Annotated in this window: 29 protein-coding genes; 13 read left to right on the forward strand and 16 right to left on the reverse strand. The window is 47.1% G+C overall.

Features of this window, described 5'->3' with window-relative positions; genetic code table 11:
• Positions 1-93: 93 nt before the first annotated feature.
• From secF to yajC, 3 genes are read right to left on the reverse strand one after another with little or no spacing between them, the layout of a single operon-like run.
• On the reverse strand, positions 94-1,071 hold the full coding sequence (gene secF / locus M0P91_RS07585) for a protein translocase subunit SecF (protein WP_295066164.1): 978 nt from the start codon (positions 1,069-1,071) through the stop codon (positions 94-96).
• 2 nt (positions 1,072-1,073) lie between these two features.
• Entirely contained in the window at positions 1,074-2,651 is a 1,578-nt protein-coding gene (gene secD, locus M0P91_RS07590; RefSeq protein WP_295066165.1) for a protein translocase subunit SecD, read from the reverse strand.
• The gene (gene yajC / locus M0P91_RS07595; RefSeq protein WP_295066166.1) at positions 2,641-2,907 is read right to left on the reverse strand and encodes a preprotein translocase subunit YajC; all 267 of its coding nucleotides are present in this window, start codon (positions 2,905-2,907) and stop codon (positions 2,641-2,643) included. The genes secD and yajC overlap by 11 nt, the downstream gene beginning before the upstream one ends.
• A 69-nt stretch (positions 2,908-2,976) precedes the next feature.
• Here yajC and M0P91_RS07600 point away from each other — a divergent pair, with 69 nt between their 5' ends.
• The 4 genes from M0P91_RS07600 to M0P91_RS07615 all read left to right on the forward strand — a co-directional run bounded on the left by M0P91_RS07600 (position 2,977) and on the right by M0P91_RS07615 (position 6,240).
• Positions 2,977-4,194: an apolipoprotein N-acyltransferase gene (locus tag M0P91_RS07600; RefSeq protein ID WP_295066167.1), complete on the forward strand. Its 1,218-nt coding sequence runs from the start codon at positions 2,977-2,979 to the stop codon at positions 4,192-4,194.
• 75 nt (positions 4,195-4,269) lie between these two features.
• Complete coding sequence (gene cysK, locus M0P91_RS07605) at positions 4,270-5,193, forward strand: cysteine synthase A (protein WP_295066168.1); 924 nt, start codon at positions 4,270-4,272, stop codon at positions 5,191-5,193.
• Complete coding sequence (locus M0P91_RS07610; protein ID WP_295066169.1) at positions 5,194-5,763, forward strand: aminotransferase class IV; 570 nt, start codon at positions 5,194-5,196, stop codon at positions 5,761-5,763.
• Positions 5,764-5,781: 18 nt separating this feature from the next.
• The gene (locus tag M0P91_RS07615; protein WP_295066170.1) at positions 5,782-6,240 is read left to right on the forward strand and encodes a hypothetical protein; all 459 of its coding nucleotides are present in this window, start codon (positions 5,782-5,784) and stop codon (positions 6,238-6,240) included.
• Between the two features lie 77 nt (positions 6,241-6,317).
• Here M0P91_RS07615 and M0P91_RS07620 read toward each other — a convergent pair whose 3' ends face one another.
• The gene (locus tag M0P91_RS07620; RefSeq protein WP_295066171.1) at positions 6,318-7,217 is read right to left on the reverse strand and encodes a LysR family transcriptional regulator; all 900 of its coding nucleotides are present in this window, start codon (positions 7,215-7,217) and stop codon (positions 6,318-6,320) included.
• Between the two features lie 126 nt (positions 7,218-7,343).
• Here M0P91_RS07620 and M0P91_RS07625 point away from each other — a divergent pair, with 126 nt between their 5' ends.
• From M0P91_RS07625 to M0P91_RS07660, 8 genes are all read left to right on the forward strand, one after another.
• Positions 7,344-9,392 (forward strand): ATP-dependent helicase, encoded by a 2,049-nt coding sequence (locus M0P91_RS07625; protein ID WP_295066172.1) that lies wholly within the window; start codon positions 7,344-7,346, stop codon positions 9,390-9,392.
• Positions 9,393-10,223, forward strand: coding sequence for a tRNA pseudouridine(55) synthase TruB (truB, locus tag M0P91_RS07630; protein WP_295066173.1), 831 nt, complete (start codon positions 9,393-9,395; stop codon positions 10,221-10,223).
• The gene (gene csrA / locus M0P91_RS07635; protein WP_295066174.1) at positions 10,217-10,447 is read left to right on the forward strand and encodes a carbon storage regulator CsrA; all 231 of its coding nucleotides are present in this window, start codon (positions 10,217-10,219) and stop codon (positions 10,445-10,447) included. The genes truB and csrA overlap by 7 nt, the downstream gene beginning before the upstream one ends.
• The gene (locus M0P91_RS07640; RefSeq protein WP_295066175.1) at positions 10,444-11,208 is read left to right on the forward strand and encodes a 4-(cytidine 5'-diphospho)-2-C-methyl-D-erythritol kinase; all 765 of its coding nucleotides are present in this window, start codon (positions 10,444-10,446) and stop codon (positions 11,206-11,208) included. The genes csrA and M0P91_RS07640 overlap by 4 nt, the downstream gene beginning before the upstream one ends.
• Positions 11,209-11,273: 65 nt before the next feature.
• Complete coding sequence (locus M0P91_RS07645; protein ID WP_295066176.1) at positions 11,274-11,561, forward strand: toxin; 288 nt, start codon at positions 11,274-11,276, stop codon at positions 11,559-11,561.
• Positions 11,551-11,841 carry a hypothetical protein gene (locus tag M0P91_RS07650; RefSeq protein ID WP_295066177.1) on the forward strand — a complete coding sequence of 97 codons (291 nt, stop codon included), beginning with the start codon at positions 11,551-11,553 and terminating at the stop codon, positions 11,839-11,841. Before M0P91_RS07645 ends, M0P91_RS07650 begins: the two co-directional genes overlap by 11 nt.
• Positions 11,842-11,888: 47 nt before the next feature.
• Complete coding sequence (gene smpB, locus M0P91_RS07655) at positions 11,889-12,341, forward strand: SsrA-binding protein SmpB (RefSeq protein ID WP_295066178.1); 453 nt, start codon at positions 11,889-11,891, stop codon at positions 12,339-12,341.
• Between the two features lie 2 nt (positions 12,342-12,343).
• Entirely contained in the window at positions 12,344-13,117 is a 774-nt protein-coding gene (locus M0P91_RS07660) for a CorA family divalent cation transporter (RefSeq protein WP_295066179.1), read from the forward strand.
• A 100-nt stretch (positions 13,118-13,217) separates the two neighbouring features.
• Here the strand turns inward: M0P91_RS07660 and rplS are convergent, their stop codons facing one another.
• The 12 genes from rplS to M0P91_RS07720 all read right to left on the reverse strand — a co-directional run bounded on the left by rplS (position 13,218) and on the right by M0P91_RS07720 (position 21,554).
• Entirely contained in the window at positions 13,218-13,577 is a 360-nt protein-coding gene (gene rplS, locus M0P91_RS07665) for a 50S ribosomal protein L19 (RefSeq protein WP_295066180.1), read from the reverse strand.
• Positions 13,567-14,262 (reverse strand): tRNA (guanosine(37)-N1)-methyltransferase TrmD, encoded by a 696-nt coding sequence (trmD, locus tag M0P91_RS07670; RefSeq protein ID WP_295066181.1) that lies wholly within the window; start codon positions 14,260-14,262, stop codon positions 13,567-13,569. The genes rplS and trmD overlap by 11 nt, the downstream gene beginning before the upstream one ends.
• A complete protein-coding gene (rimM, locus tag M0P91_RS07675) occupies positions 14,262-14,837 on the reverse strand; it encodes a ribosome maturation factor RimM (protein ID WP_295066182.1) in 576 nt (191 codons plus the stop codon). The genes trmD and rimM overlap by 1 nt, the downstream gene beginning before the upstream one ends.
• Positions 14,797-15,036 carry a KH domain-containing protein gene (locus tag M0P91_RS07680; protein ID WP_295066183.1) on the reverse strand — a complete coding sequence of 80 codons (240 nt, stop codon included), beginning with the start codon at positions 15,034-15,036 and terminating at the stop codon, positions 14,797-14,799. The genes rimM and M0P91_RS07680 overlap by 41 nt, the downstream gene beginning before the upstream one ends.
• A 2-nt stretch (positions 15,037-15,038) precedes the next feature.
• Complete coding sequence (gene rpsP, locus M0P91_RS07685) at positions 15,039-15,269, reverse strand: 30S ribosomal protein S16 (protein WP_295066184.1); 231 nt, start codon at positions 15,267-15,269, stop codon at positions 15,039-15,041.
• Positions 15,270-15,418: 149 nt separating this feature from the next.
• Positions 15,419-16,765, reverse strand: coding sequence for a signal recognition particle protein (ffh, locus tag M0P91_RS07690; protein ID WP_295066185.1), 1,347 nt, complete (start codon positions 16,763-16,765; stop codon positions 15,419-15,421).
• A gap of 75 nt (positions 16,766-16,840) precedes the next feature.
• The gene (locus tag M0P91_RS07695; protein ID WP_295066186.1) at positions 16,841-17,575 is read right to left on the reverse strand and encodes an RNA pseudouridine synthase; all 735 of its coding nucleotides are present in this window, start codon (positions 17,573-17,575) and stop codon (positions 16,841-16,843) included.
• Complete coding sequence (gene waaA / locus M0P91_RS07700) at positions 17,572-18,744, reverse strand: lipid IV(A) 3-deoxy-D-manno-octulosonic acid transferase (protein WP_295066187.1); 1,173 nt, start codon at positions 18,742-18,744, stop codon at positions 17,572-17,574. The genes M0P91_RS07695 and waaA overlap by 4 nt, the downstream gene beginning before the upstream one ends.
• Entirely contained in the window at positions 18,737-19,462 is a 726-nt protein-coding gene (locus tag M0P91_RS07705; protein ID WP_295066188.1) for a zinc ribbon domain-containing protein, read from the reverse strand. The genes waaA and M0P91_RS07705 overlap by 8 nt, the downstream gene beginning before the upstream one ends.
• A gap of 36 nt (positions 19,463-19,498) precedes the next feature.
• Entirely contained in the window at positions 19,499-20,221 is a 723-nt protein-coding gene (locus tag M0P91_RS07710; RefSeq protein ID WP_295066189.1) for a Nif3-like dinuclear metal center hexameric protein, read from the reverse strand.
• Positions 20,218-20,967 carry an NYN domain-containing protein gene (locus M0P91_RS07715; protein WP_295066190.1) on the reverse strand — a complete coding sequence of 250 codons (750 nt, stop codon included), beginning with the start codon at positions 20,965-20,967 and terminating at the stop codon, positions 20,218-20,220. The genes M0P91_RS07710 and M0P91_RS07715 overlap by 4 nt, the downstream gene beginning before the upstream one ends.
• Complete coding sequence (locus M0P91_RS07720; protein ID WP_295066191.1) at positions 20,964-21,554, reverse strand: tetratricopeptide repeat protein; 591 nt, start codon at positions 21,552-21,554, stop codon at positions 20,964-20,966. The genes M0P91_RS07715 and M0P91_RS07720 overlap by 4 nt, the downstream gene beginning before the upstream one ends.
• A gap of 65 nt (positions 21,555-21,619) precedes the next feature.
• On the opposite strand from M0P91_RS07720, the gene M0P91_RS07725 reads away from it, so the two are divergent.
• Positions 21,620-23,719, forward strand: coding sequence for an RNA degradosome polyphosphate kinase (locus M0P91_RS07725; protein WP_295066192.1), 2,100 nt, complete (start codon positions 21,620-21,622; stop codon positions 23,717-23,719).
• The last annotated feature ends 8 nt before the right edge of the window (positions 23,720-23,727 follow it).

Consider the following 23,727-nt stretch of genomic DNA (forward strand, 5'->3'; position numbering starts at 1 on the left):
ATTCAAAAAAAACTCCTATTGTTTTAGAACGCCAAAAGGGGCAAAATCACTTTTGACTACGCTAGCCTCTGTGAGGCAAATTAGCACCGATAATTATACGACACCCTGTTCAAATTGGGCGCGCATTTTCTCTTTTTCGGCATGCTGACGTCTCTTCTCCGCCTGTGCCGCTTTGGCTTGGGCCACATCGTAACCGAACCAGATCAAAAACGGGGAAGCGACGAAAATCGAGCTGTAGGCTCCGAAAATAACCCCGATCAGCATTGCGAAGCTGAATCCGTGGATAATTTCTCCCCCAAACAAGAACAGCGTCAAGACGACAAAGAATACGGTGGTAATGGTTAAAATTGTTCGCGAGAGGGTATTGGTAACACTCTCGTTGATAATTACCGACATTTGATACTTACCGCTCTCTTTGGTATCATGGATCGTTTCGCGGATACGGTCGAAAATTACAATCGTATCATTGATCGAAAATCCTAAAATGGTCAACAGCGCTGCTAAAACGGTCAAATCAAACTCAACGTTAAAGAGGCTCACCATCCCCGCCGTAATCAATACGTCGTGAACCAACGCAATAATCGAAGCAACGGCAAAACGCCATTCAAACCGAAACGCGACGTAGATCAAAATACCGATCACCGAGAACAGTAGGGCAATCGTCCCCTGGGTCTGAAGCTCTTTTCCCACTTTCGGCCCCACCATATCTACGCGGCGTATCTCAAATTTTCCGGTTCCGCTGAGGGCATCAGAGACTTGCGCAGCCGTGTCTTTAGTCACATCAGCCGTCGTATTTTGCAAGCGCAATACGATTTCGCTCGAAGAACCGAATTCCTGAATCCCCGCCGAAGCAAACGGTGTGGTTGAGAGGTGTTTGCGGATTTCGTCTATCCGTACCGGCGCCTCGTATTTCACCTGTACAACGGTACCGCCGGCAAAATCAATCCCGTAGACAAACCCTTTGGTCACTATTAAATAGATAGCGACCAACGAGATCACTAATGAAAATGCAAAAACGGGTTTGACCCATCCCATAAAGTTAAACGCTTTTCGGGCTCTAAAAAATTCCATGTTTACCCCTTATGTCCGAGACGAATCCCGAACCATCGATTCATATTCCCGCTCTTTTCAATACGGTTCATGAGCATTTGGAAAATCCCGTGGCTCCCCATAATCGCCGTAAACATCGATACCAATATCCCTACGGCAAGGGTTACGGCAAACCCTTTGATCGGCCCGGTTCCGTACACGTACAAAGCAACCGCAGCGATCAATGTCGTGAGATTCGCGTCCACAAGGGTGCTGAGGGCATTATCGTACCCCCCCTCGATTGCACGACGGACCGAGGCCCCTTCCCGAAGGAGTTCCCGTATCCGTTCGTTGATAATAACGTTAGCATCCACTGCCATCCCGACAGTCAAGACGATACCCGCCATCCCCGGTAAGGTTAAGGTTGCACCGAAAAGGGCCATAAATGCGATAATCAAAATAATATTGACCACCATCACCGTTGTGGCCACCACTCCGGAGTACCCGTAATAGGTGATCATAAAGAAAACAACCAAAGCAGCACCCGTCGCAAATGCCACCAGGCTCGCTTTGATACTGTCCGCACCCAGACTCGGGCCGACGGAACGTTTTTCCATCATGTAGATCGGAGCGAGAAGTGCGCCGGAACGGAGGGCAATCGCTAGGTCGTTTGCCTCTTCAACCGTATAGTTGCCGCTGATCTGCCCGCTTCCTCCGCCGATCCGTTCATTGATGACGGGGGCCGAATAGACTTTTCCGTCCAGAACGATCGCGAGGCGTTTGCCGACACTTTTACCGGTGAAATCACCGAAGATTTGTGCCCCTTGGGAATTAAGCGAAAAATTGATGACGGGACGGTTGTTCTGATCGTACCCCACCTGTGCATCGGTCAACATCGTCCCGTCCAGAATCGGGATATCGTTCACCAGATGTTTCATCTTCGGCTGCAACGCATCTTCGAGGATTTTGTCTCCGAAACTGGCCGCTTCGGCATCGTCCAACTCCATCACCCGCATCGCGCGGTCTTCATCGACTGCCATGAGTTCAAGTTTCGCCGCACGCGAGATCAACTCACGTGCCCGCTGCTCTTCCTGAGGGGTTTTAATCCCCGGTAATTCTACGAGGATTTTATCGACCCCCTGCTTGGCAACCGTCGGTTCGGCCAAACCGAACTGATCCAGACGGTTTCGAATCGTCTCAATCGCCTGATCGATCGCCTGAACTTTGAGTTTTTCGACCGATTCAGGTGTTACCGACAACACGTATTTCCCCTCCGAAGCATGGACAATGGTCCCTTCCACGCTTTTGAGGTATTCATCGATTACCGTTGTATCGTCATTATCCAGTAATTCAAAGGTAACGGTACGATCCTGAACACTAATCCCGTCCAATAAAATATCGTTATGCTCACCGAAATGTTTCAAACCCGATGCGATCGATTTGAGCTGCGAATCAACCGCTTCTTCGGTTTTCACCCCAAGAAGCATATGCAATCCCCCCTGCAGATCAAGGCCGAGAGTCACTTTTTTCCCCTCGGAACTCTGAGTAAACGAAGGGAGTGAAAAAATCAATCCGAAGATTGTTGCCAGGAGCAGTAATATAACGCGGTAATTAAGCTTCATCCTCGTACTTTCTTGCGACGGCATCTTTTACCAATCGCCCCTCAACGTCGTTATTAAATTTTACGGCAAAGAAATGTTCTTCCACTTTTTTGATTTCAACGATCAAACCGCCGCTGGTGACCACTTTATCCCCTTTTACTAGGGCATCCAGCATCTCTTTATGCTTTTTTGCCTGCTGCTGCTGTGGACGGATGATTACAAAATACATGATTGCAATCAAAAAGACAAACGGTAGGAGTTGACTAACAATTTCCATAGGTATCCTTAATTCGGGTAATATCGCCGCATTATACTCAAAAGTGTTTAACATCGCTATAATTGCGCCATGAAGTTACTACCCATTACCTGGCGCCTCTATCTCTTTTTGCCGCTTTTGATCGCAGCGGCATTTTCCTCCTTTATCTATTGCGAACACGTTGGGTACACTTCCCGTCTGTTCAATACCCTGATGGCACTCGGTGCTCTTTACGGCCTCCTCCATGCTCCAAAACGGGTTATCCCCGTTGCCGGATTTTGGATCGGTCTGCTATGGTGCTACTGGATCGGCTTTAGTTTCGAGTTTTATAACCTTAAATGGGCTATTTGGCCGATTGCCTTTGGCTTTGGGATCGTATATGCCCTCTTTTACGGGGTGATGGGGTTAACCCACAATCCATTGTTCCGTGCACTCATACTTTTCGGCCTCACTTTTATCTGGCCGATGGATTTCAACTGGATGCAGCCGGAGCTGATCTTTGTCGAGAGCTACCTCGGTTTTGAAAAATGGCAATTTCTCCTGATCCTCATTGCCATCGCTTCCAGCGCCTATTTTTCGGGATTTAAGAAATTGCTTCCGGCTCTTATCCTTCCGATCGTATGGCAAACCCCCTATTCCCCCCCTCCGATGCCGCCGCTGAAGGTCAAGCTCATCACCACCGACACCCCGCAGGACCTAAAATGGGAACCATCGGAGCAATTGAGGCTAACCCGTGAAAATCTCACTTATATCCAAGAAGCTGCTGAATCAGGCTACGATTTAATCGTCCTTCCCGAAGCGGCATTCGCCCTCTACATGAACCGTCATCCAAAACTAACGGCCCGCTTGCAACAACTCTCTTATAAAATTCCTATTTTGACCGGTACCCTTTACAATGACAATGGGTTACACTATAACGTCACCTATCTCTTCCAAAACGGAACGGCCACCATGGCCAAGAAAACGGTCCTCGTCCCGTTCGGAGAGTACATCCCCCTCCCCGGTTTTTTACGCGAGTGGATCAATCAAGCAGTTTTTGACGGAGCTTCCGATTTCCTCACGGCCGATAAACCGACCGATTTCACCATCAAGGGGATTAAATTTCGTAATGCAATCTGCTACGAAGCAACCCGCGAAGAGCTGTATACCCCCGAGGTGCGCTATATGATCGCTACCAGCAATAACGGATGGTTCACCCCTTCCATAGAACCGACCCTCCAAAAACTTCTGATCCGATTTTATGCCCGTAAAAATCACACCATTGTGTTTCATTCGGCAAACGGTGGGGGAAGCGGTATAGTGTACTAATCCACTATGGATTAAAGAATTTCATAAGAGTTTCCTACTACAATCTAACCCATCTTTAATATCAGCGGAGACCTTATGAACATTGCGTCCAATATCACCGAACTTATCGGAAACACCCCTCTTGTACGGTTGAATGCTCTGTGTGAGGAGTATGATGCTGTCATAATAGGAAAATGCGAATTTATGAATCCAACCAGTTCGGTCAAAGACCGGATTGGATACAACATGATTAAAACCGCCATGGAGGAAGGGAAAATCAATGCCGATACCCTCATCGTCGAACCGACCAGCGGCAATACCGGTATCGCCCTTGCTTCAATCTGTGCCGCTTTAAATCTGAATCTTACCCTCACCATGCCCGAATCCATGAGCATCGAACGACGTAATCTCCTCAAAGCGCTTGGGGCAAATCTTGTCCTTACCCCCGCATCTTTAGGGATGAAAGGGGCGATTGATGAAGCCAATCTCATTGTTGAATCGCTCCAAAACGCCGTTGTTCTCCAACAATTTTCCAACCCCGCCAATCCGGCTATCCATCGTACCACCACGGCACAGGAGATTCTTCGGGATACCGGAGGAAAGGTTGATATTTTCATTGCCGCCGTCGGCACCGGGGGGACCCTGACCGGTACCGGAGAGGCGCTTCGTGCCGTACTTTCCGATATTGAGATTATCGCCGTCGAGCCCAAAGACTCCGCCGTCCTCTCCGGAGGGAAAGCGGGCGCCCATAAGATACAGGGGATCGGAGCGGGATTTGTCCCCGAGGTTCTCAATACCGCTTTGTACAACGAAGTGATCACCGTCAGTAACGAAGACGCCATCGCTATGGCCAAGAGTCTGGCCAAAAACGAAGGGATCCTCGTCGGCATCTCTGCCGGTGCCAATGCCCATGCTGCGGCTCTGGTTGCCTCGCGTCCCGAAAACAAGGGGAAAACCATCGTCACCATCCTCTGTGATACGGCAGAACGTTATTTAAGTACCCCTCTCTTTGAAAATTAAATGTTTCTGGAGACGATTCTCTGCAGGGAGGGGAAAGCTCACCATCTCCCCTACCATCAGCGGCGTCTTGACGCTACGCTGCGGATATTAGGATTTACCCGAAAGTACACGTTGAGCCGGCTTATCACCCCTCCGCAAAGCGGGGTTTACCGCTGCCGATTCCTCTATGACGGTTTGGATTTCACGATTGAATACCACCCCTATGTTCCCAGAACAATCTCCTCCTTGCGTGTACTCATCGACGATACCATCAACTATCCTTTGAAAACTACCGAGCGTGAAGCGCTTGAAGCGCTCTATCGGCAGCGCGACGGATGCGACGATGTCGTGATCGTCCGCAACGGCTTTCTAAGCGATACCACCGTTGCAAATATCGCCGTCTTTGACGGATACCGTTGGTTAACGCCGGAGAAACCACTTCTCGAAGGGACGACACGATCACGCCTGATCGAGGAGGGGACCCTTTTTCCTGCACCGCTTCGGCTTGATGATATTGCCGCTGCCCGTAAAATTGCCGTCATGAATGCACTCATGGGATTTGTTGAAGTCGAAAATGGTATAATTATTTAAAAAGCAGGTCTGAACACAATGCTATTCGACATTATTAAAAGCCCTTCGTATGCCCGATTAATGGAAACGCACATCCGCGATATGCTATTTTACCTCTTTGAAAATGAACAAAACTTCGGGATCTTATGTAAAATCGAGCACCTTGAGTTTGACCCGCCCCTTCCAAAATACATTAGTGACGAATTTAGAGCGATGACCCTCTTTTTCCTTGCCGGCTATACCTTTGAAAGTGCCCGGATCAACAATGACATTTTGATTTTCGAAGCGGGATTCGGTCAGGAAAACATAGGGAGCTTCGTCAGCGTCCCTCTCCTCTCCATTGTACAGATTATTATCGATGACACCCCTGCTTTTGTCAACCTCGCCCTTTTGCAAGAGCGTCAGAGCATACCGGAAAAAGAGAAAAATGAAGGGGTTGTAAATTCGATGAACTCATTCCTCTCGAACCCGGAAAATCAAAAGTTTCTGAAAAAATAAAACGTGTAGTACGATAGAAGAGAGAAATGAGTGACTGAGCTTACGCACCTTGCATTAACCGGTGCGTAAGGGGAGCGCTATAACTTTAATCCAAGCAGGTATGTTACGACATTATCGATAAAGGCATCGTGCTTGCGCTCTTTGCTGTAAGCGATATAAAACTTCCGTTTGATTTTAAAATTCTTGATTCGCGCCTCAAACAGTTTCCCCTCCTCCACTTCATCGCTGATAACATGCCGTGAAATCACCGAAACAACCGGGCGCGGAGCCTCTTTCGGAGAGCGGAGAATCGTCTCTTTGATCGCGGTAGAACTCGCCACCACACCAATGACACTAAAACCGGAGCACTCTACTCCGATCTCTTCGAATACTTCCGCAGTAAGTTTTCGGGTGTGGGAATTTTCATCACGGCAGATCCAGTCGAACTTGTACAAATCCTCTTTGCGCAGCTGCTTGGGGAGCGGCTGATTGGAAAAAATAACCAACTCATCCTCTTCCCATTCCCGATAAATAATCCCCTCTTTAAAGATAGGAGATTCGATCAGCGCAATATCGATCTGCTTTTCCAGAAGCTGATCGATAATCTCTTCCGAAAACGCCACACGGATATGAACTTCATTGTTAATTTTCTCTTTGAGCTTCCCGAGATAAGAGGGGAGGACGTAGTTTCCGATCGCATAGGATGCTCCGATGATAAACGTAAACTCTTTGTTGATAATCTTCAAAAGCTCTTTTTCGCTCGATTGGATCGCTTTCTCAAGCTTTATGGCAATTCGATAAAGATCTTCACCCTCTTTGGTGAGCTTGATCCCGTTTTTTTTGCGTTCGACAACACGGGTATCAAGATAATCCTCGATAAATTTTATCTGCTGCGTTACGGCAGGCTGTGAGATTCCCAATTTTGCGGATGCTTTTGAAAAACTTTTTTCTCTGACAACCGTCAAAAAAGTGATTAGTTTTGCAAAATCTTTTAACATAATATTTCCTATAAGTTAAATCTATAGACATATTATAACATATAATTATACACATTGCAAGAGAGTTTCTCTCCTATTTCTCTTAGGAAAATTGGGCTATAATAAGACAATCTAAGGAGCCGAAGTATGGATACAATTCTCGAAGGTCTTAACGATGCCCAACGCAGTGCGGTAGAACAAATCGACGGTCCTTTGCTTATTTTAGCGGGAGCGGGAAGCGGAAAGACCAAAACCATCACCTCCCGTTTGGCCTATCTGTTGGATACCGTAGGGGTCCCTGCAAGCAATACCCTCACCCTCACCTTTACGAATAAAGCGGCAAAAGAGATGCGCCAGCGGGCCATGGGATTGATACGGCAGAATTCGTTTCCTCCGTTGTTGTGTACCTTTCATAAATTTGGACTCCTCTTTTTAAAATTTCACATTCACCTTCTCGGACGTGCCAATAATTTTGTCGTTATCGATACCGATGACAAAAAAAAGATTCTGAAGCGAATCAATGCGGACCTGCCGCTCCCCCTCATCGCAAGTGAAATATCCCGTTACAAAAATTCGTTGATTGACCCTCAGGAAGCCTATGCCCAAGCCGAACTGACCAATTACAAGCATATTGCCAAAATTTATGAAGAGTATGAAGCGTATCTGCTAAAAAACAACCTTGTCGACTTCGATGATCTACTGTGCCTCACCTATCGCCTCCTCGACGAGCACACCGATTTGTGCCGGGAAACCAGTGAAAAATACCGCTATATCATGATCGATGAGTATCAAGATACGAATGAGCTGCAGCTTCGTCTCCTTCAAAAGCTCTGCTCTACCCACGATAATCTCTGCGTCGTAGGAGATGATGACCAGAGTATCTACGGTTGGCGCGGTGCCCACGTACGCAATATCCTCGAATTTGATCAAGATTTTCAAAATGCCACCGTTGTCAAACTTGAGCACAATTACCGCTCTACCCAGCCTATCCTGACGGTAGCCAACGCCCTGATCGAGCATAACCGTTCCCGTTTGGGAAAAACGCTGATTGCGACAAAAAGCGGTGGAGACGATGTCGCGACCATAACCTCCCATGATGAGAGTGAAGAGTCACGTAAAATCGCCTCCGCCATCCGTTCCCTTCTTGCCCAAGGGGTTCGTGCCAACGAAATTGCCGTTTTATACCGTATTAACGCCCTCAGCCGATCCCTTGAAGAGGGGCTAAACCGGGCCGGAATTGCCTATAAACTGGTAGGAGGGTTGCGTTTCTATGACCGTGCCGAGATCAAAGACCTTATCAGCTATTTACGGGTCATTACCAATGTCCATGACAACTTCTCGCTGAAGCGGATTATCAACAAACCCAAACGGGGGTTGGGAAAAGCCTCCATCGATAAACTTGAGCTCTCGGCGCTTCAGTCGGGGAGGTCAATGTTCGAGTTCATCTCTACCTTAAGCGACAGCGAACTCGAAGCCCTCGTACGGAAAAAAAGTGCCCAGGAACTGCGTGAATTTATCCATGAAATTTACGAACTGCGTTCCGTTGCCGAAGAAGCGATGTACCGTTTCATCGATCTGCTCGAAGAGCGCTTCAAAATTAAAGAGACCCTCAAAGGGCTTCCGGATGAGAGCGACAAAATTTCTAATATCGATGAATTTTACGGTCTCTTTCGCGATTACGTCAAACAAAATCCGGATGCGGCTTTGGCCGAGTTTCTCAACGATATTACCCTTCAGAGCGAACAAGATCAGGTAGAGGGGGAAAGCATCTATATCATGAGTATCCACGCTTCCAAAGGGCTGGAATTTGAGCACCTGTTTGTCATCGGGATGGAGGAGGGATTTTTGCCGCTGATCGGTGATGGAAGCGATCTCGAAGAGGAGCGGCGTCTCGGCTATGTTGCTTTTACCCGTGCAAAAAGCAATCTTACCCTCTCGAACGTTAATAGCCGATTTTACAAAGGGCGACGTACCGATCTGCAAAAAAGCCGTTTTATCAACGAAGCGGGATTGTGTGAAGGCTCCTTGATTTTAGAAAAAAATACCTCCTTTAAAAAAGGGGACTTGGTCCGTCACAAAATCTTCGGTGCCGGGCGGGTCGAGGGGGTCAGCAAATCGGGACGCGAATTTAAACTTCTCCTTAATTTCGGCGGAACCAAACGGGAAATTCTAGCCTCATTTGTGGAGAAACTCTAATTGAAAAATCAAAATCGTCTTTTCGTTGCCTATAAACCGACAGGAATGAGTTCCAATCAGCTCCTAAGCCGAATCAAACGGCGGTACGGTATTAAAAAGGCGGGGTATTCCGGCACCCTCGATCCCTTTGCCAAAGGGGTACTCATCATCGCGTTCGGCAATCACGGACGACTGTTCCGTTTTTTAAACAAAGCGCCCAAACGCTATCGCGCCACCTTATGGCTGGGAGCCTATTCTCCGACACTCGACATCGAACAGATCGAACAAATCGACACCCTCCCCCCGTTTCCGGAGGAGACGCTTCGGTCCGTAATCGATTCGCTCCGGGGTGAGCTCACCTATCTCCCCCCGAAATTCAGCGCCAAACGACTCAACGGCAAACGGGCGTATGAATTCGCACGCGCCGGCATCGAAGTCGAACTCAAATCCGTCACGTCCACCGTCCACGACATCCGTCTTCTCCATTACCGCCATCCGTTCGTGACGTTTGAAGCGACCGTTTCGGAGGGGAGCTACATCCGCTCTCTGGGCGAGATGATCGCCGACAAACTGGGGTGTGCCGGTTCTCTGAGCGCTTTGGAACGGCTTAACGAGGGGCAGTTCATCTATACCGATGAAGCGCCGATTGATATCAAAACAGCCCTAGCACTCCCCAAAAATCGTTATAATGGCGTCCTTGAATCGGTTCTATTGGGACAACCCTTGCTGCGGGAAGATTTTGAGTTTCAAGAAGAGGGTATTTACTGGATCGACAACGGTCAAACCCTCTCTATTTTAGAGATCACCCCCGAAGGTGTCCATTATTTACTGAATAAGGTTGAAGCATGCTGATACTCTCGCGCAAAACGGATGAATCTATCGTGATCGCGGATACGATTGTTGTCAAAATCATCTCCATTGAAAAAGGGGTGGTTAAACTCGGCATCGATGCACCGACGAATATACGGATACTCCGTAGCGAATTGATTCGGGCGGTTGAAGATTCCAACAAAGAGGCTTCACGATCCAAAGATGAATCCCTACTTCAACAACTTGTCCAAAAACTCCGATTATGAACCGATACCGCGCCTACGCCAAAGTCAACATTTTTCTTAAAATTACCGGAATGCGGGGAGAGTATCATACTCTGAGTTCCCGCTTTATGCGGGTCAATTCCCTCTTCGATACCCTCTGGTTTGAGAGTAAATCGACCCCCGAATTTGAAATACGGGGCAATTTCGACTGTAACGTCCACTCCAATACAATCTATAAAGCCTATAAGCACCTTCTCTCCGTCACCCGTTCCGACACTCTTTCATCCTTTTTTGAAAACAATGCGGTATGCGTCGAAAAAAATATCCCCTCATTCGCAGGTCTCGGCGGCGGAAGCTCCGATGCAGCAACCTTTTTAAAGATGTGTAACGAAACATTGCAATTGGGTCTGAATATCGATACCTTAGCCGAAATAGGGGCGAATATCGGTGCGGATGTCCCCTTTTTCGTTTACGGCTATGAAAGCGCCAATGTCAGCGGTATCGGAGAAATAGTTGAACGCTTCGATGAGTCTCTCATCGATTTTGAGGTGGTTACCCCCGATATACAGATTAGCACCCCTGCGGTATACCGATACTATCGTGAACATCTCTATGCGCCAATCAGCAGCACAGAAGCCTCACAACTCGAATCAACCCCTTCGCGCACTATTCTCGCCGCTATAGATCCCAAAGAGGCAAACGATCTGTACCGTTCCGCACTCGGATGCTATCGTGAACTAACCGAAAAAGAGGGGTGGTTTTTCTCAGGCAGCGGCAGCAGTTTTTTTAGGATCATAAATTAGTCTTCATTTTTGTATTGACAATACATCTACAACTTGTTACAATCGGATATAAATAAAGGATAGTCATGTCCAAAATAATTCGTTGGAATGAAGAGAAAAATCAACTCCTCCAACTCCAACGAAATATCAGTTTTGAACACGTGTTAAAGAAGATCGAAAACGATGAGATCATCGATCGATATGTTCATCCCAATACTGAGAAATACCCCAATCAACAAATTTTTGTCATCGAGATGGGTGAGTATGTATGGTATATCCCTTTTGTCGAGACGGAGGATGAAATATTTTTAAAATCGATCATTCCGAGCCGAAAACCAAATGCTGCTTACGGAGGCACAAAAAATGAAAAATGAACCAATCTACCTCGACCAAGAGGAAAATGAACTCCTCGGTGAAATAGAGGGTGGAGAATGGATGAGTAAACCACTCTCAGCACAAGAACGCAATGAATATCAGAACAATGCAAAATACACCAAATCGTTACAAGAAAAACGGCAAACGACCATCCGATTTTCGGTTAGCGATTTAGCGGCTATCAAAGCAAAATCTAAAGAGATGGGAATCGGGTATCAAAACCTAATCCAAGCTCTCGTCCATAACTATGCCGTAGGAAAAATAAAGCTCGAAGCCTAAAAGGTTTCATACGCTATCATTCGATACTTATTTTCAAGGATACAAGCGTGGGTGAAAACATCGCCACCAATAAAAAAGCTTTTTTTGACTACTACATCGAAGAGAAATTTGAAGCAGGTCTCGTCCTTCAGGGTTCCGAAGTCAAAGCCTTGCGCGCCGGACGGGTCAATCTCAAAGAGGGATTTATCAAAATCGTCCGAGGTGAAGCTTTTGTCTTTAATGTCCATATCGGGGTATTGGATACAACCCATCACTTCTATTCTCATGAAGAGCGCGGAAGCCGTAAACTCCTTCTCCACAAGAAACAGATCGATAAAATGTTCAAAGCGGTCGAAAAAGAGGGATTTACCCTCGTACCTTTGAGTATTTACTTCAATGATCGAAACCTCGCCAAAATGCAGGTTGCCATCGTTAAAGGGAAAAAGCTTTACGATAAACGGGATGACCTCAAAGAAAAAAGCCTCAAACGGGATATGGAACGCGCACTAAAAGGAGAATAACAATGGTCGAATTACACGAACTCCATCTACAAGACCTTCAAAATCCGCTCCATCCCTCTACTTTCGAAGAGTATAAAGATTATCGGATTCTCGTCCTGCGTCTGCCCGAAAAAATGAGCCAAAAATCAAAAATAACCTCTTACGGATTTATTCTTGCCGAAGATTCCGTCTACTTTTATGATAAAAAGCACAAAGACTTTAACCAACTTCCCGATGCACTCGATGAGATGTACCGTTTTTTAGACGGTAAGATTGATACCTTGATGCATGACATTGAAACCATTCAAGAGATCATTGTATCGCTTGAAGAGAACCTCTACAGCAAGTTTAGCTCTGCATTTATGGATCAATGGCATAATCTCAAAAAAGAACTCTCCCGCTCGGAACGTATCATTTTAAAAGCGGTCGACACATTAAGACTCTTTATTGCAAAGTCAAAAATATCCGATCAATTTCCGCTCAATGAATTTAGTGATCTGCACGAACACTTAGAACGAACTCTCCGTTCCAATATCGCCGCAAACGATCAGCTCGACAATCTCTACCGCTACTACAATCTCCGTTCCGGCGATCGGATGAACCGCAGTATCTATATCCTCACGATTATCTCCGTCATATTCCTGCCGCTGAACCTCGTCGTCGGTTTTTTCGGTATGAATACAGGTGGACTCCCCTTTCAAGGACACCCGCTTGGAACGGCCTATGCCTTCATGACCATGATCATTTTTGCTGCCATACTCACAACAGCAGTATTGTGGAAAATCAAAAAATCATAACGGTGCCTGATCAAATTGCAATGGCATAAATTATTGTATGAAGAAAATAAATAAGTGAATGAGGAAAAGAAGTTGCCGCTCAAAAGAGCGACAAAGGGGATTATTTGCGGCGAATTTCTTTAATACGCGCTGCTTTACCCGCAAGGTCACGAAGATAAAACAATTTAGCGCGACGAACGCGACCACGGCGAAGAACTTCGATTTTTTCTAAGCTGTCGCTGTAGATTGGGAAAACACGCTCAATACCGACGCCGTTAGCACCGATTTTACGTACCGTAATGGTTCTTCCCGTACCTTCTCCACGAATAGAGATACATATACCCTCGTAATTTTGTACACGAGATTTATCACCCTCTTTAATTGTAACGGCCAAACGAAGTGTGTCGCCCGCACGGAAAAGTGGGATATTTTTTTCTGCGATTTGCGCTTGCTCGAAGCTAGCAATGTACTTATTTTTCATAAGATATCCTTATTTTATGCTTTAGAAGCTGCTCAGGTCTGAAGTATTTTGTTTTGCATTCAGACAGGGCCGATTTTAGTTCTAGAATTTTACTGTGGTTTCCCTTTAAATATTCTGATGGAACGACCAAATCATCATATAAAGGGGGCTTACCAAACGATGGTGCTTCTAAAAGTGCCGTTTCAAAACTCTCGTATTCTAGAGATTCGCTATTGCCTAACACACCGTCGAGATTGCGCACGATGGCATCGGTCATGACCAGCGAGGGTAACTCACCTCCGGTAAGGACATAATCACCGATACTGAATACCTCGTCGGCAAACGTTTCGATCACCCTCTCATCAATCCCTTCATAGCGACCGCTGACAAAAACAACATGCTCTTTTTCAGCCAATCGCTTGGCATCGTTTTGGGTAAAAGGTTTCCCGACCGGGGCAGCAAAGATGATATGCGCCTCTCTCCCCAACGTATTTAACGTATCAAACAACGGCTGAGGGGTCATAACCATTCCGGCACCCCCCCCTACCGCCGTATCATCGACTTTATGGTGACGTGAGGCACTGTAATCTCTAGGGTTGAGGAAACCCACCTGAAAACGACCGGCCTCGATTCCCCTCTTCAGAATGGAGTCTTGAAAATACCCCTCGATCAGATTAGAGAAAAGGGTGACATAGGTAAAGCGCATCAGGAAGCTTCCAGCAGATCCAATCCGCCCGATACATAGATACGCTTCGATTCTATATCACTTCTTTCAATAAATCGATCGATATAAGGGATTAGAAACGTTGCCGAAAGCCCTTTGGAAACCAAAGAGGGATCGGTAGTGACCAAAAGATAATCCAACGGCCCGATCCGCTCAATCTCCTGCACCGTTCCCAATCGGATCTCCCCTTCCCTTACCTCAAGACCGATAAAGTCAAACCAGAAAAACTCTTCCTTCCCCAAAGCGCATCGTTCCCGTGTCGCTTCAGGAGTCGTAAAAAGCCGGGTATTCGTCATCGTCTTGGCCGACTCAGGAGTTTCAAATCCTGCCAAACGGACCAGCTCACGCTCCGGACTGTAGCTTAGAATTTTTATTTCAACCCCTTTATCGGTGATGAACGTGGCATTCTTGACAAACTGTTCGGGAAAGTCGGTATGGAGGTTCAGCTTCATATCCCCTTTAAGGCCGACAATCCGGCCAAGGGTGGCGACATGAAGCAAATGGGTATCGGGTGAATTACGAAAGCGGTTCGACATTGATTCGGTAACTTTTGCCATCTTTGGCTTTGCATCCGGAAATGACCGTTTTAATCGCTCCGATCATTTTCCCCTCTTTGCCGATCAGCTTGCCTACGTCTGCCTGATTGGCATACAAGACAATCTCATTCACTTCGTCACCGTCATGCGCTTCAACTCTGATCTGATCAGGATAGGTCGCCACGAGTCGGGCGAATCCCGCAACGAAGTCGGCTACCATTTTTATTTACCGGTAATTTTTTTAACGCGGTCAGACATTTGTGCGCCGACACTGAGCCAATAGCTCAAACGTTCTTCGTCTACTTTGGTAGTGATAGGGTCTGTCATCGGGTTATAGTATCCGATCAATTCGATCCAACCGCCGTCACGACGTTTGCGGCTATCGGTTACCGCGATACGGTAGAAAGGTTGTTTTTTACGTCCCATACGGGTTAAGCGAATGACTGTTGCCATGTGTGTTTCCTTTTAAAGTATAAATGTTTCGCGCCAAGTAGTTTAGAAGCCTGTTTTACCCACAAAAGTAAAAGAAAAGCATCTAAGCCGCTTTAAACGCTAAAGTATCCGTTTTAACAAGCGGATACTTTAGCGTTTAAGGGCGCTTATTATCGCGGTATACGCGCCCCTTGCATCTGACCCATCATATTTTGAAGGTCCTGCATCCCTTTTTTCCCGGAAAACCGTTTTGCCATTTTCGAAGCATTTTTAAACTGCTTCAAGATCCGGTTTACTTCGACGATCGAGAGACCGCACCCTTTGGCCAAACGGGCTTTACGGCTATTGTTTAAGAGTTCCGGATCTTCACGCTCTTTCATCGTCATTGATGAGACCAACGCTTTGATACGTTTCAACTCACCGGAGTTTTCAAGATCAACATCCTTAAGAGCCGTTGCCATGTTGCCCATCCCGGGGATCATCCCCAGAATAGACTTCATACTCCCCATTTTTTTGAGGCTCTCCATCTGTTCGAGGAAATCATTGAAATTGAATTCCCCTTTTTTGATCTTTTTGCTCAGCGCTTTTGCTTTTTTCTCATCAATGACCGATGCGGTTTTTTCGGCAAGCCCTTCGATGTCACCTAGCCCCATAAGGCGGTTGACGATACGATCGGGGAGGAACACCTCGAGGTCTTCCATCTTCTCGCCCGCACCGATAAAGCGCAGCGGTACCTGAATCTGCGACGCGATTCCCAGAGCCACGCCCCCTTTGGAATCCCCGTCGTATTTGGTCAGAATCACCCCGTCGATGCCGATCTTCTGGTTGAAGGTATCGGCGGTACGGACCGCATCCTGCCCGGCCAGTGAATCGGCGACGTAGAAAATCTCGTGCGGCTGTGCGACCGCTTTCACTTCGGAAAGTTCGCTCATCAACGCATCATCAATCGCCAAACGTCCGGCGGTGTCGATCAAAACGACGTCAACCAGCGCTTTTTTGGCGTGTTCCAGTGCCCCACGGACCACCTCGACGGGGTTTTTCGTCACTTCATCACTGTAGAGTTCGACATCAATCGCACCGCACACCTGACGCAGCTGCTCGACCGCTGCCAGACGCTGAAGGTCGGCTGCGACAACGAGAACCCGTTTTTTCTGGCGCACCTTGAGCCAGTTGGCCAGCTTTCCGGTCGTCGTCGTTTTACCCGATCCCTGCAAACCGGTCATTAAAATAACCGTCGGTGCTACAGGGGCGAATACGAACCCTGCTTTCCCCTTTACGTCCAAAAGGGTATAGAGCGACGTACGCAAGGCACTCAGAAACTGATCTTTTCCGATTACACCCTGCTTCATCTGATGTTCAACCGAATCGATAAGATCTTTGACCACCTTATGGTGGACATCGGCTTTCAGGAGAGCTTTCTTAAGCTCTCCCAATGCTTTGGTCAACGCCTTTTCGTCGTCATGAAAACGGATTTTGCGTATCGCTGATGTAAACGATTCTGTCAGTGTTTCAAACACTCTAACTCCTAAATGCTTTGATGCAGGGTCTATTAAGTGTCGAATTCTACTTAAACTATGCTTAGAATATGCTTTTTAGCTGCCGAAATGTCCAAATACCTTCGGTTCCGGGGCTTCGAACGTTCTTCCCATCAACGTCACTTTTTTAGCATGGAGCATCACCCTCTTTGACTGCCGCCCGCCGTAACTCTCATCGCCGATAATCGGATGCTGTGCATATTTCAGGTGTGCCCGTATCTGATGGGTGCGGCCGTGGTGGATGATCAGCTGTACCTTGGTTTTTTTTGCCGATACTTCGAGAGGCGTCACTTCCGTAATGGCCGGTTTCCCTTTTTTGGAAACTTTCGTATACGCTTTGTTTCCGCTCTTTTCGGTAATCAGAGGCTGATCAATCACAAACGGTTCGCTGATGATCCCCTCAACCCATGCGACGTACTCTTTGTACACCTGATCTTTTTTGAATTCGCCGATTGCTTTGAGACGAAACTCTTCATTTTTGACCAGCATCAATACCCCGCTCGTTTCACGGTCTAACCGATGAAGCAGCTGCGACCCTTTAAACTGCCGTTCAATCTCGTCCGAATTGACGAATGCCGGCTTATCGACAACGATCAAATCGTCATCTTCGAAAATCGGACGCACTTTTTCCACTTTATGGACAATAAAGGTGGTCTTCGGGCTAATCTCACCCCGTGCAATCATCACTTTCGAATTGCCGACATAGACTAATCCCCGGTCAATCAGCGATTTGGCTTCGGAATTGGATATCCCCTCTTGTGCCGCCAATACTTTGTATGCTTTTTCTTTCATTCTGTTTTCTCCGTTTTTAAAAACTGTAGTACTCTCTCTAAATCAATCGTCTCATTCACTTGAGACGGAGGATAATGTTCTGAATGGACCAATGCCTCTGCAATGGATTCCATCGTGACAAATTGTACATGCGAAACGTATTTAAAGAGTTCCCGCTGTAAAAAAATCTCTTTTCCCGTAATAATCTTGCACCCGAAATGGGCCGGTTCCAGCGGATTATGTCCGCCGATCGGGACAAATGCCCCCCCAAGTATGGCCACATCACTGATGGCGTAGAGGTTGTTCAATTCCCCCATTGCATCGATCAGGGTGATGTCGGCATGAATCTCCCGCGAATCGCTCCAGCGTGAAAGACTCAACTCTCCGCACACCCGGCCGATCAGCTCACCTACCTTGACAAACCGTTCCGGATGGCGCGGTACGACCAGCAGTTTTGCATCTTTATTGCGTTTTTTGTATGCCAAAAAAGCTTCAAGGATCTTCTCCTCTTCCCCCTCATGGGTACTTGCCGCGACGATCAGCGTACCCTCAGGCTTGGGAATATCACGTGACGCGACGATTTTTTGTGCCAGTTTAATGTTTCCAACCACTTCGACGTTGCGTGCACCCAAAGCAATAAATCGGGCCATATCTTCGCTGCTTTGGCAAAAAATGCGCTCACAGTTTTCCAGTAAAAGGCGATAAAACCACCGCATCCGAAAATATTTCGGGAAACTCCGTTCACTGATGCGGGCATTCAGAGCGATCACCCTGCCCCCTCGTGTATGGGCCAGCCGAAACAATAAATACCAGAATTCCGCCTCCAGTACAACAACCGTTTTCGGGGCGCGGATCCAAAACCAAAGCCACAATTCATACGGAAGATAGCGGACCTGCGCTCTGTATTTTAATGCCGCCTCAAATCCGGTATGGGTAATTACGCTGATTGCAACGGATCTATTCTCCAGCCCTTCCAAAATCGGGGCAATCGCTTTTGCCTCGCCCAGAGAACAGACATGAAACCAGATATCATGTGGGGCAAACGGGGGATTTTTCCAACCAAAAAAACGTGCGGGGAGTGAATCTCGGTATTTTTTTTTGAGTGAAAAAATCAACAAAAGGGGAAGTGCGATGACGTATAAAAACGCCGCCGACACCGTGTAGAAAAGGTCAAAGAAGACGTTACGCACCGACAGCGTCAGAAGACGGTTCGAGGAATAAGATGCGTCCGCAGTGAGGGCAAGTGGTAATATCTTCCCCCTTGATCACATCGGAATAGACTTTGTCGCTGACAATCATGTAACACCCCATGCACGCTTGGTTACGTACCGGAACCGCTGTGGTGTTTTTTGCCCAACGGCGGATTTTTTGGTAAAACGAAAGCCCTTTTTGGTTCATCGCACCGACCAAAGCCTGTTTTTTTGCAAAAACTTCTTTCCGTTCTTCGTCGATTTGTCCCAATTTGATATCCACTTCAGCTTTTACGGTAGAGAGGTTCCCCTCAATATCGCTTGCTTTGGTTTCAAGTTCATCAATTTTCGCTTGTTTGTGCGCAATCAATTTTTCCAAACGGGCAATCTCTTCGTTTGCAAAGTTGACCTGCTCTTTTGCAATCTCTTCTTCAAGCTGAAGCGATTTCATCTCCCGCTCGGTTTTAATCTCGGCGCTTTTTTTACTGTTTTCAACCAATTTCGCAGAAAGCTCTGCCAAATGAAGCTCATTTTTCTGTTTTTTGAGTTGTTCGTCTTTGATCTCTTGGGTTAGTGAGGAGATCTCGTCCACAACGCCTTTTTTCGCCGCCAAAAGGGCATCATATTGGAGGCTTGCTTCCTCTATCTGAGGTTCAAACGCATCAATCTCTTTATCAATCATAGAGAGGTCGATCAGCTGTTGTAAATGTTTATTCATCGGTTTCCTTTGTCGGAGTGACATGTCGCGAGTGCCCTATAAATAGGTGAAAGGGTTCTTTGATGGCGAAATTATAACACTCAATCCTAAATTTTTCAAATGTTCGGCTAAAATCTCCCCAAAAAAGCGCTCGCTTTCGTAATGTCCGATGTCAATCATCGAGAGTCCAAGCGCTTTTGCCTCCATCGCATCGTGGTATTTAATATCACCCGTCAAAAAACAATCGGCCTCAACCGACCGCAGCAACGAAGCTCCTGAACCGCTCACCAATGCACAGGTGTGAATATGCGAATGGGACTGCACTCCCCGTATATGTTCCAATCCTAACGATTTTTTGATTCTGGCGGCAAACACGGCAAACGGTTCATCCACTTCAAGATAGGCGGCGAAACCCTCTTTTTTAATCATCGGATACCCTAATATCCGTGTTGCAACATAATCGTTCAGATGGGTTTGATCGAAATTGGTGTGCATGGCGATATTGGCGATATTTTTACGGATCATCGGAATCAGCATATTGGCCGGATAGTGATGGGATTGAAGCTGCTTAACCCCTCCGAAAATAATCGGATGGTGGGTAATGAGCAAGGTATTCTCCTCCAGCGAATCGATCAGTTCCGCATCAATATCGATGGAGAGCACCACCCGAGAAATCTCCTGGGAAAAATCGCCGACCATTAACCCCGAGTTGTCCCATTTCTCCTGAAGTTCAAAAGGGGACAACCGATCCAAAAATGTGTAGATTTCGCGTACCGTCATTTTTCATACGACCTTTTTTTCCGTTTTACCCGGATGTAGATCGATTGGGAACCTGAGAGCGGATCGGAGGTTTTAAACTCGAACTCCCCCAGCCCTTCAATCAGATCGCCCAGTTTTTTATACCCGTAATTGCGAGGATCGAATTCGGGAGATTTATTAATCAGATTTTGCCCTATGGCTCCGAGGTAAGACCATCCCGCTTCATTGGCGGTATCTTCGACCGCATTGCGCACCAGAGCCAATACCGCATTGGTATCGTAATTAATTTTTGAAGAGGCGGAGGGGGTATTCTGGGCATTCGGTATCCGACGAAGGTTTTCGGTATAAATAAATTTATCGCACGCGCCGATGAACGATTTGGGCGTTTTTTGTTCCCCGAAACCGTATACTTTTACCCCGGATTCACGAATTCGACTCGCGAGACGGGTAAAATCGCTGTCACTGGAGACGATGCAAAACCCGTCAAAATTCTTGGTATACAGCAGGTCCATCGCATCTATGATCATGGCGCTGTCGGTCGCATTTTTTCCCGTTGTATAGGCAAACTGCTGCATCGGGTGGAGTCCGTACTCCAGCAATACGTTTTTCCAGCTTTTCAATTGGATATCGGTCCAATCGCCGTAAATACGCTTAACGCTGGCAATTCCGTGTGCCGCAATCTCATCCAATAACCCTGCGATAATAGAGGGCTGTGAATTATCCGCATCGATCAATACCGCCAGACGGGCCTGATTATCGGTATTCACTTTTTCCCCCGCAACGCTTCGAGTGCTTCGCGTGCCTGAGGGAAATCGCTCTGAAGCTCAAGGGCTTTGAGATACATTTCGCCGGCTTTAAGCGTATTGCCCATATCACTGAGCAAATTGCCGTAATTGAAATAGGTCTGAGGATATGCGGCATCAATCGCAAGAGCTTTTTCATAATGTTCCTGCGCCAATGCCCTCTCCCCCTCAATCCGGTACAAAGAGGCCAGTGCGTTGTGGGTTAGATCATCCCGTTCATCCAAAAGCAGTGAACGTTTGTACAACGCTATTGCTTCAGAAGTTTCACCCGTTTTGGCCGTCACAAATGCAAGCTTATTGAGAATTTCGCTACTGTTTTCATCTTGCTGCACGGCTTGTTGAAGTCTCTCTTTGGCAGTGGAGAGCTCCCCCTTTTGATATGCCTCATCCGCCTCCTCCACTAATGCTAGAGAGGAGGGAAAAGGGATATTTTCATCCTCAAAACTATGCGGTTCCGAAGGTTCCGAATCTTCTAAGTTTTGTACATGTCGAAAAATCTGATACGCAAAAAAAAGTGTCGCCCCAAACATTAAAATTTGAAAAATACTCATATCTCCCCTTTTTGTTACCTAAGTATAATATAATAACAGTACAATCACTAATTAAAGTAGTCACTATGCCCCATAATTATAAAGATCCAGCACTCTATATCAACCGTGAACTCTCATGGCTCCAATTCAATACCCGTGTTCTCAAGCAGGCGCAGGAAGAGTCTCTTCCGCTGTTTGAACGACTCAAATTTTTAGCGATTTACGGAACCAATCTTGACGAATTTTACATGATCCGTGTCGCGGGACTCAAAAAACTTTTCAGTGCAGGGGTCAACGTCTCCGGCGCCGACCGCTTCACCCCGCTGCATCAGCTCCGTGGGATTCGTGAATACCTCCATAACGAACAGCAAGTCGTCGAACACTGTTTGCAGGGGATTATGAAAGAACTCGAGAAAGAGGGGATTTTTTTCAAATCGTACAAAGAGGTGACCCCGCAGCAGCGCCAATATCTTGACCGCTATTTTTTCGAAAACATCTATCCTGTCGTCATCCCCATCGCTGTCGATGCGACCCATCCGTTCCCCCATCTCAACAATCTCGGATTCGGGCAGATCGTTAAACTACGAGACAAAGAGGACGCCAACATTGAGCGCTACGGGATCATCCGCATTCCGAGGGTTCTACCCCGCTTCGTCGATATCGACAACCGGATCTACATCCCGATCGGGAGCATTGTCGCCGAACACATTCAGGATCTTTTCCCCGGGTACGAACTAATCAAATTTGCCGCCTTCCGGGTCACCCGAAATGCCGATATCGCGATCGAAGAGGAGGAGGCCGATGATTTTATGGAGATCCTCGAAGAGGGGCTGAAACTCCGTAAAAAAGGGGAATTGGTACGCCTTGAGCTGAGCATCCATGCCGACGATGATCTTCTGAACTTCTTCAACCGCCATGCGAATGTCTACAAAGACGACATCTACCGCTTCCAGACCTACCTGAACCTGGGAAGCCTCTGGCAGGTGGTCGGCAACAAAGATTTTGCCCACCTCACAAGCCCCAGTTTCAAACCCCGCAATCTCCCCCCTCTGGACGCCGATGAGAGCCTCTATGCAACACTGGACAAACAAGATCTCCTCCTCTATCATCCGTTTGAAAGTTTCGAACCGGTTGTCCGATTCATTCAGGTGGCGGCCAAAGACCCTGATGTCGTCTCCATCAAAATGACCCTTTATCGCTCAGGATCGAATTCACCGATCGTCCATGCCCTCGTCAGTGCCGCCGAATCAGGCAAACAAGTCACCGTCATGGTCGAGCTCAAAGCCCGTTTCGACGAAGAGAACAACCTCCATTGGGCCAAGGCGCTTGAAAATGCGGGTGCGCACGTCATCTACGGAATTACCGGGTTTAAAGTTCATGCCAAGGCGGCTCTGATCACCCGCCGTGTCGACGGAAAGCTCAAACAATACGCCCACATCGGAACCGGGAACTACAACCCCTCCACCGCGACGATCTATACCGATATCAGCTACATGACGTCCAATGACGCCATCACCTACGATTTAACCCGATTTTTTCACTTTCTTACCGGATTTAGTAAAAAAGGGAAACTGGCCGAACTCTATATGGCTCCGACGCAGATCAAACCCAAAATTCTCTCTCTCATCCAAAATGAGACCCGTATGGGGAGCGAAGGGGTGATCATCGCCAAGATGAACGCATTGGTCGACGAGGATATCATCCGCGCGCTTTACAAAGCCTCTCAGGCGGGTGTCAAAATCGAACTGATTATCCGTGGGATCTGCTGCCTGCGCCCCGGTATACCGGGAATAAGCGAAAATATTCGTGTTATTTCAATCATCGGTAAATATCTCGAACACGCGCGTATTTTTTATTTTAAACACGCAACGCCGCAAACCTATATTTCAAGTGCCGATTGGATGCCTCGAAACCTCCTGCGACGGATCGAACTCCTCACGCCGATCAATACCGAAGAGGCTTCCAATAAATTAATCCAGATTTTACAACTGCAGTGTTCCGACAATCTCCTTGCCCATGAGCTTCAAAGCGACGGCACCTACCTGAAAGTGAAGCACGAGAAGGAGAATATGATCGACAGCCATAAAATTGTTGAAACCCACACCAATAAAGTCTATAATTCGGTCAAAAAACAGGCTCCCAATTATATTCGGCAACTTACGACACGGCTGTTCAAAGAGAGCTAAAAAGGAAA

The organism is Sulfuricurvum sp. (genome assembly GCF_023229695.1).
GTDB lineage: Bacteria > Campylobacterota > Campylobacteria > Campylobacterales > Sulfurimonadaceae > Sulfuricurvum.

Excerpts from the sequence above, each read along its gene's own strand:
- rplS (WP_295066180.1), bottom strand. The coding sequence starts at position 13,577 with ATGAAAAATAAGTACATTGCTAGCTTCGAGCAAGCGCAAATCGCAGAA.
- secF (WP_295066164.1), bottom strand. The coding sequence starts at position 1,071 with ATGGAATTTTTTAGAGCCCGAAAAGCGTTTAACTTTATGGGATGGGTC.
- trmD (WP_295066181.1), bottom strand. The coding sequence starts at position 14,262 with ATGCGCTTTACCTATGTCACCCTTTTCTCTAATCTGATCGAGGGGTAT.
- M0P91_RS07710 (WP_295066189.1), bottom strand. The coding sequence starts at position 20,221 with ATGACGGTACGCGAAATCTACACATTTTTGGATCGGTTGTCCCCTTTT.
- secD (WP_295066165.1), bottom strand. The coding sequence starts at position 2,651 with ATGAAGCTTAATTACCGCGTTATATTACTGCTCCTGGCAACAATCTTC.
- M0P91_RS07645 (WP_295066176.1), top strand. The coding sequence starts at position 11,274 with ATGTCCAAAATAATTCGTTGGAATGAAGAGAAAAATCAACTCCTCCAA.
- M0P91_RS07660 (WP_295066179.1), top strand. The coding sequence starts at position 12,344 with ATGGTCGAATTACACGAACTCCATCTACAAGACCTTCAAAATCCGCTC.
- rimM (WP_295066182.1), bottom strand. The coding sequence starts at position 14,837 with ATGGCAAAAGTTACCGAATCAATGTCGAACCGCTTTCGTAATTCACCC.
- M0P91_RS07720 (WP_295066191.1), bottom strand. The coding sequence starts at position 21,554 with ATGAGTATTTTTCAAATTTTAATGTTTGGGGCGACACTTTTTTTTGCG.
- M0P91_RS07705 (WP_295066188.1), bottom strand. The coding sequence starts at position 19,462 with ATGAATAAACATTTACAACAGCTGATCGACCTCTCTATGATTGATAAA.
- cysK (WP_295066168.1), top strand. The coding sequence starts at position 4,270 with ATGAACATTGCGTCCAATATCACCGAACTTATCGGAAACACCCCTCTT.
- M0P91_RS07695 (WP_295066186.1), bottom strand. The coding sequence starts at position 17,575 with ATGAAAGAAAAAGCATACAAAGTATTGGCGGCACAAGAGGGGATATCC.
- M0P91_RS07650 (WP_295066177.1), top strand. The coding sequence starts at position 11,551 with ATGAAAAATGAACCAATCTACCTCGACCAAGAGGAAAATGAACTCCTC.
- M0P91_RS07625 (WP_295066172.1), top strand. The coding sequence starts at position 7,344 with ATGGATACAATTCTCGAAGGTCTTAACGATGCCCAACGCAGTGCGGTA.
- rpsP (WP_295066184.1), bottom strand. The coding sequence starts at position 15,269 with ATGGCAACAGTCATTCGCTTAACCCGTATGGGACGTAAAAAACAACCT.
- M0P91_RS07680 (WP_295066183.1), bottom strand. The coding sequence starts at position 15,036 with ATGGTAGCCGACTTCGTTGCGGGATTCGCCCGACTCGTGGCGACCTAT.
- M0P91_RS07725 (WP_295066192.1), top strand. The coding sequence starts at position 21,620 with ATGCCCCATAATTATAAAGATCCAGCACTCTATATCAACCGTGAACTC.
- M0P91_RS07620 (WP_295066171.1), bottom strand. The coding sequence starts at position 7,217 with ATGTTAAAAGATTTTGCAAAACTAATCACTTTTTTGACGGTTGTCAGA.
- M0P91_RS07615 (WP_295066170.1), top strand. The coding sequence starts at position 5,782 with ATGCTATTCGACATTATTAAAAGCCCTTCGTATGCCCGATTAATGGAA.
- M0P91_RS07610 (WP_295066169.1), top strand. The coding sequence starts at position 5,194 with ATGTTTCTGGAGACGATTCTCTGCAGGGAGGGGAAAGCTCACCATCTC.
- M0P91_RS07600 (WP_295066167.1), top strand. The coding sequence starts at position 2,977 with ATGAAGTTACTACCCATTACCTGGCGCCTCTATCTCTTTTTGCCGCTT.
- yajC (WP_295066166.1), bottom strand. The coding sequence starts at position 2,907 with ATGGAAATTGTTAGTCAACTCCTACCGTTTGTCTTTTTGATTGCAATC.
- M0P91_RS07640 (WP_295066175.1), top strand. The coding sequence starts at position 10,444 with ATGAACCGATACCGCGCCTACGCCAAAGTCAACATTTTTCTTAAAATT.
- csrA (WP_295066174.1), top strand. The coding sequence starts at position 10,217 with ATGCTGATACTCTCGCGCAAAACGGATGAATCTATCGTGATCGCGGAT.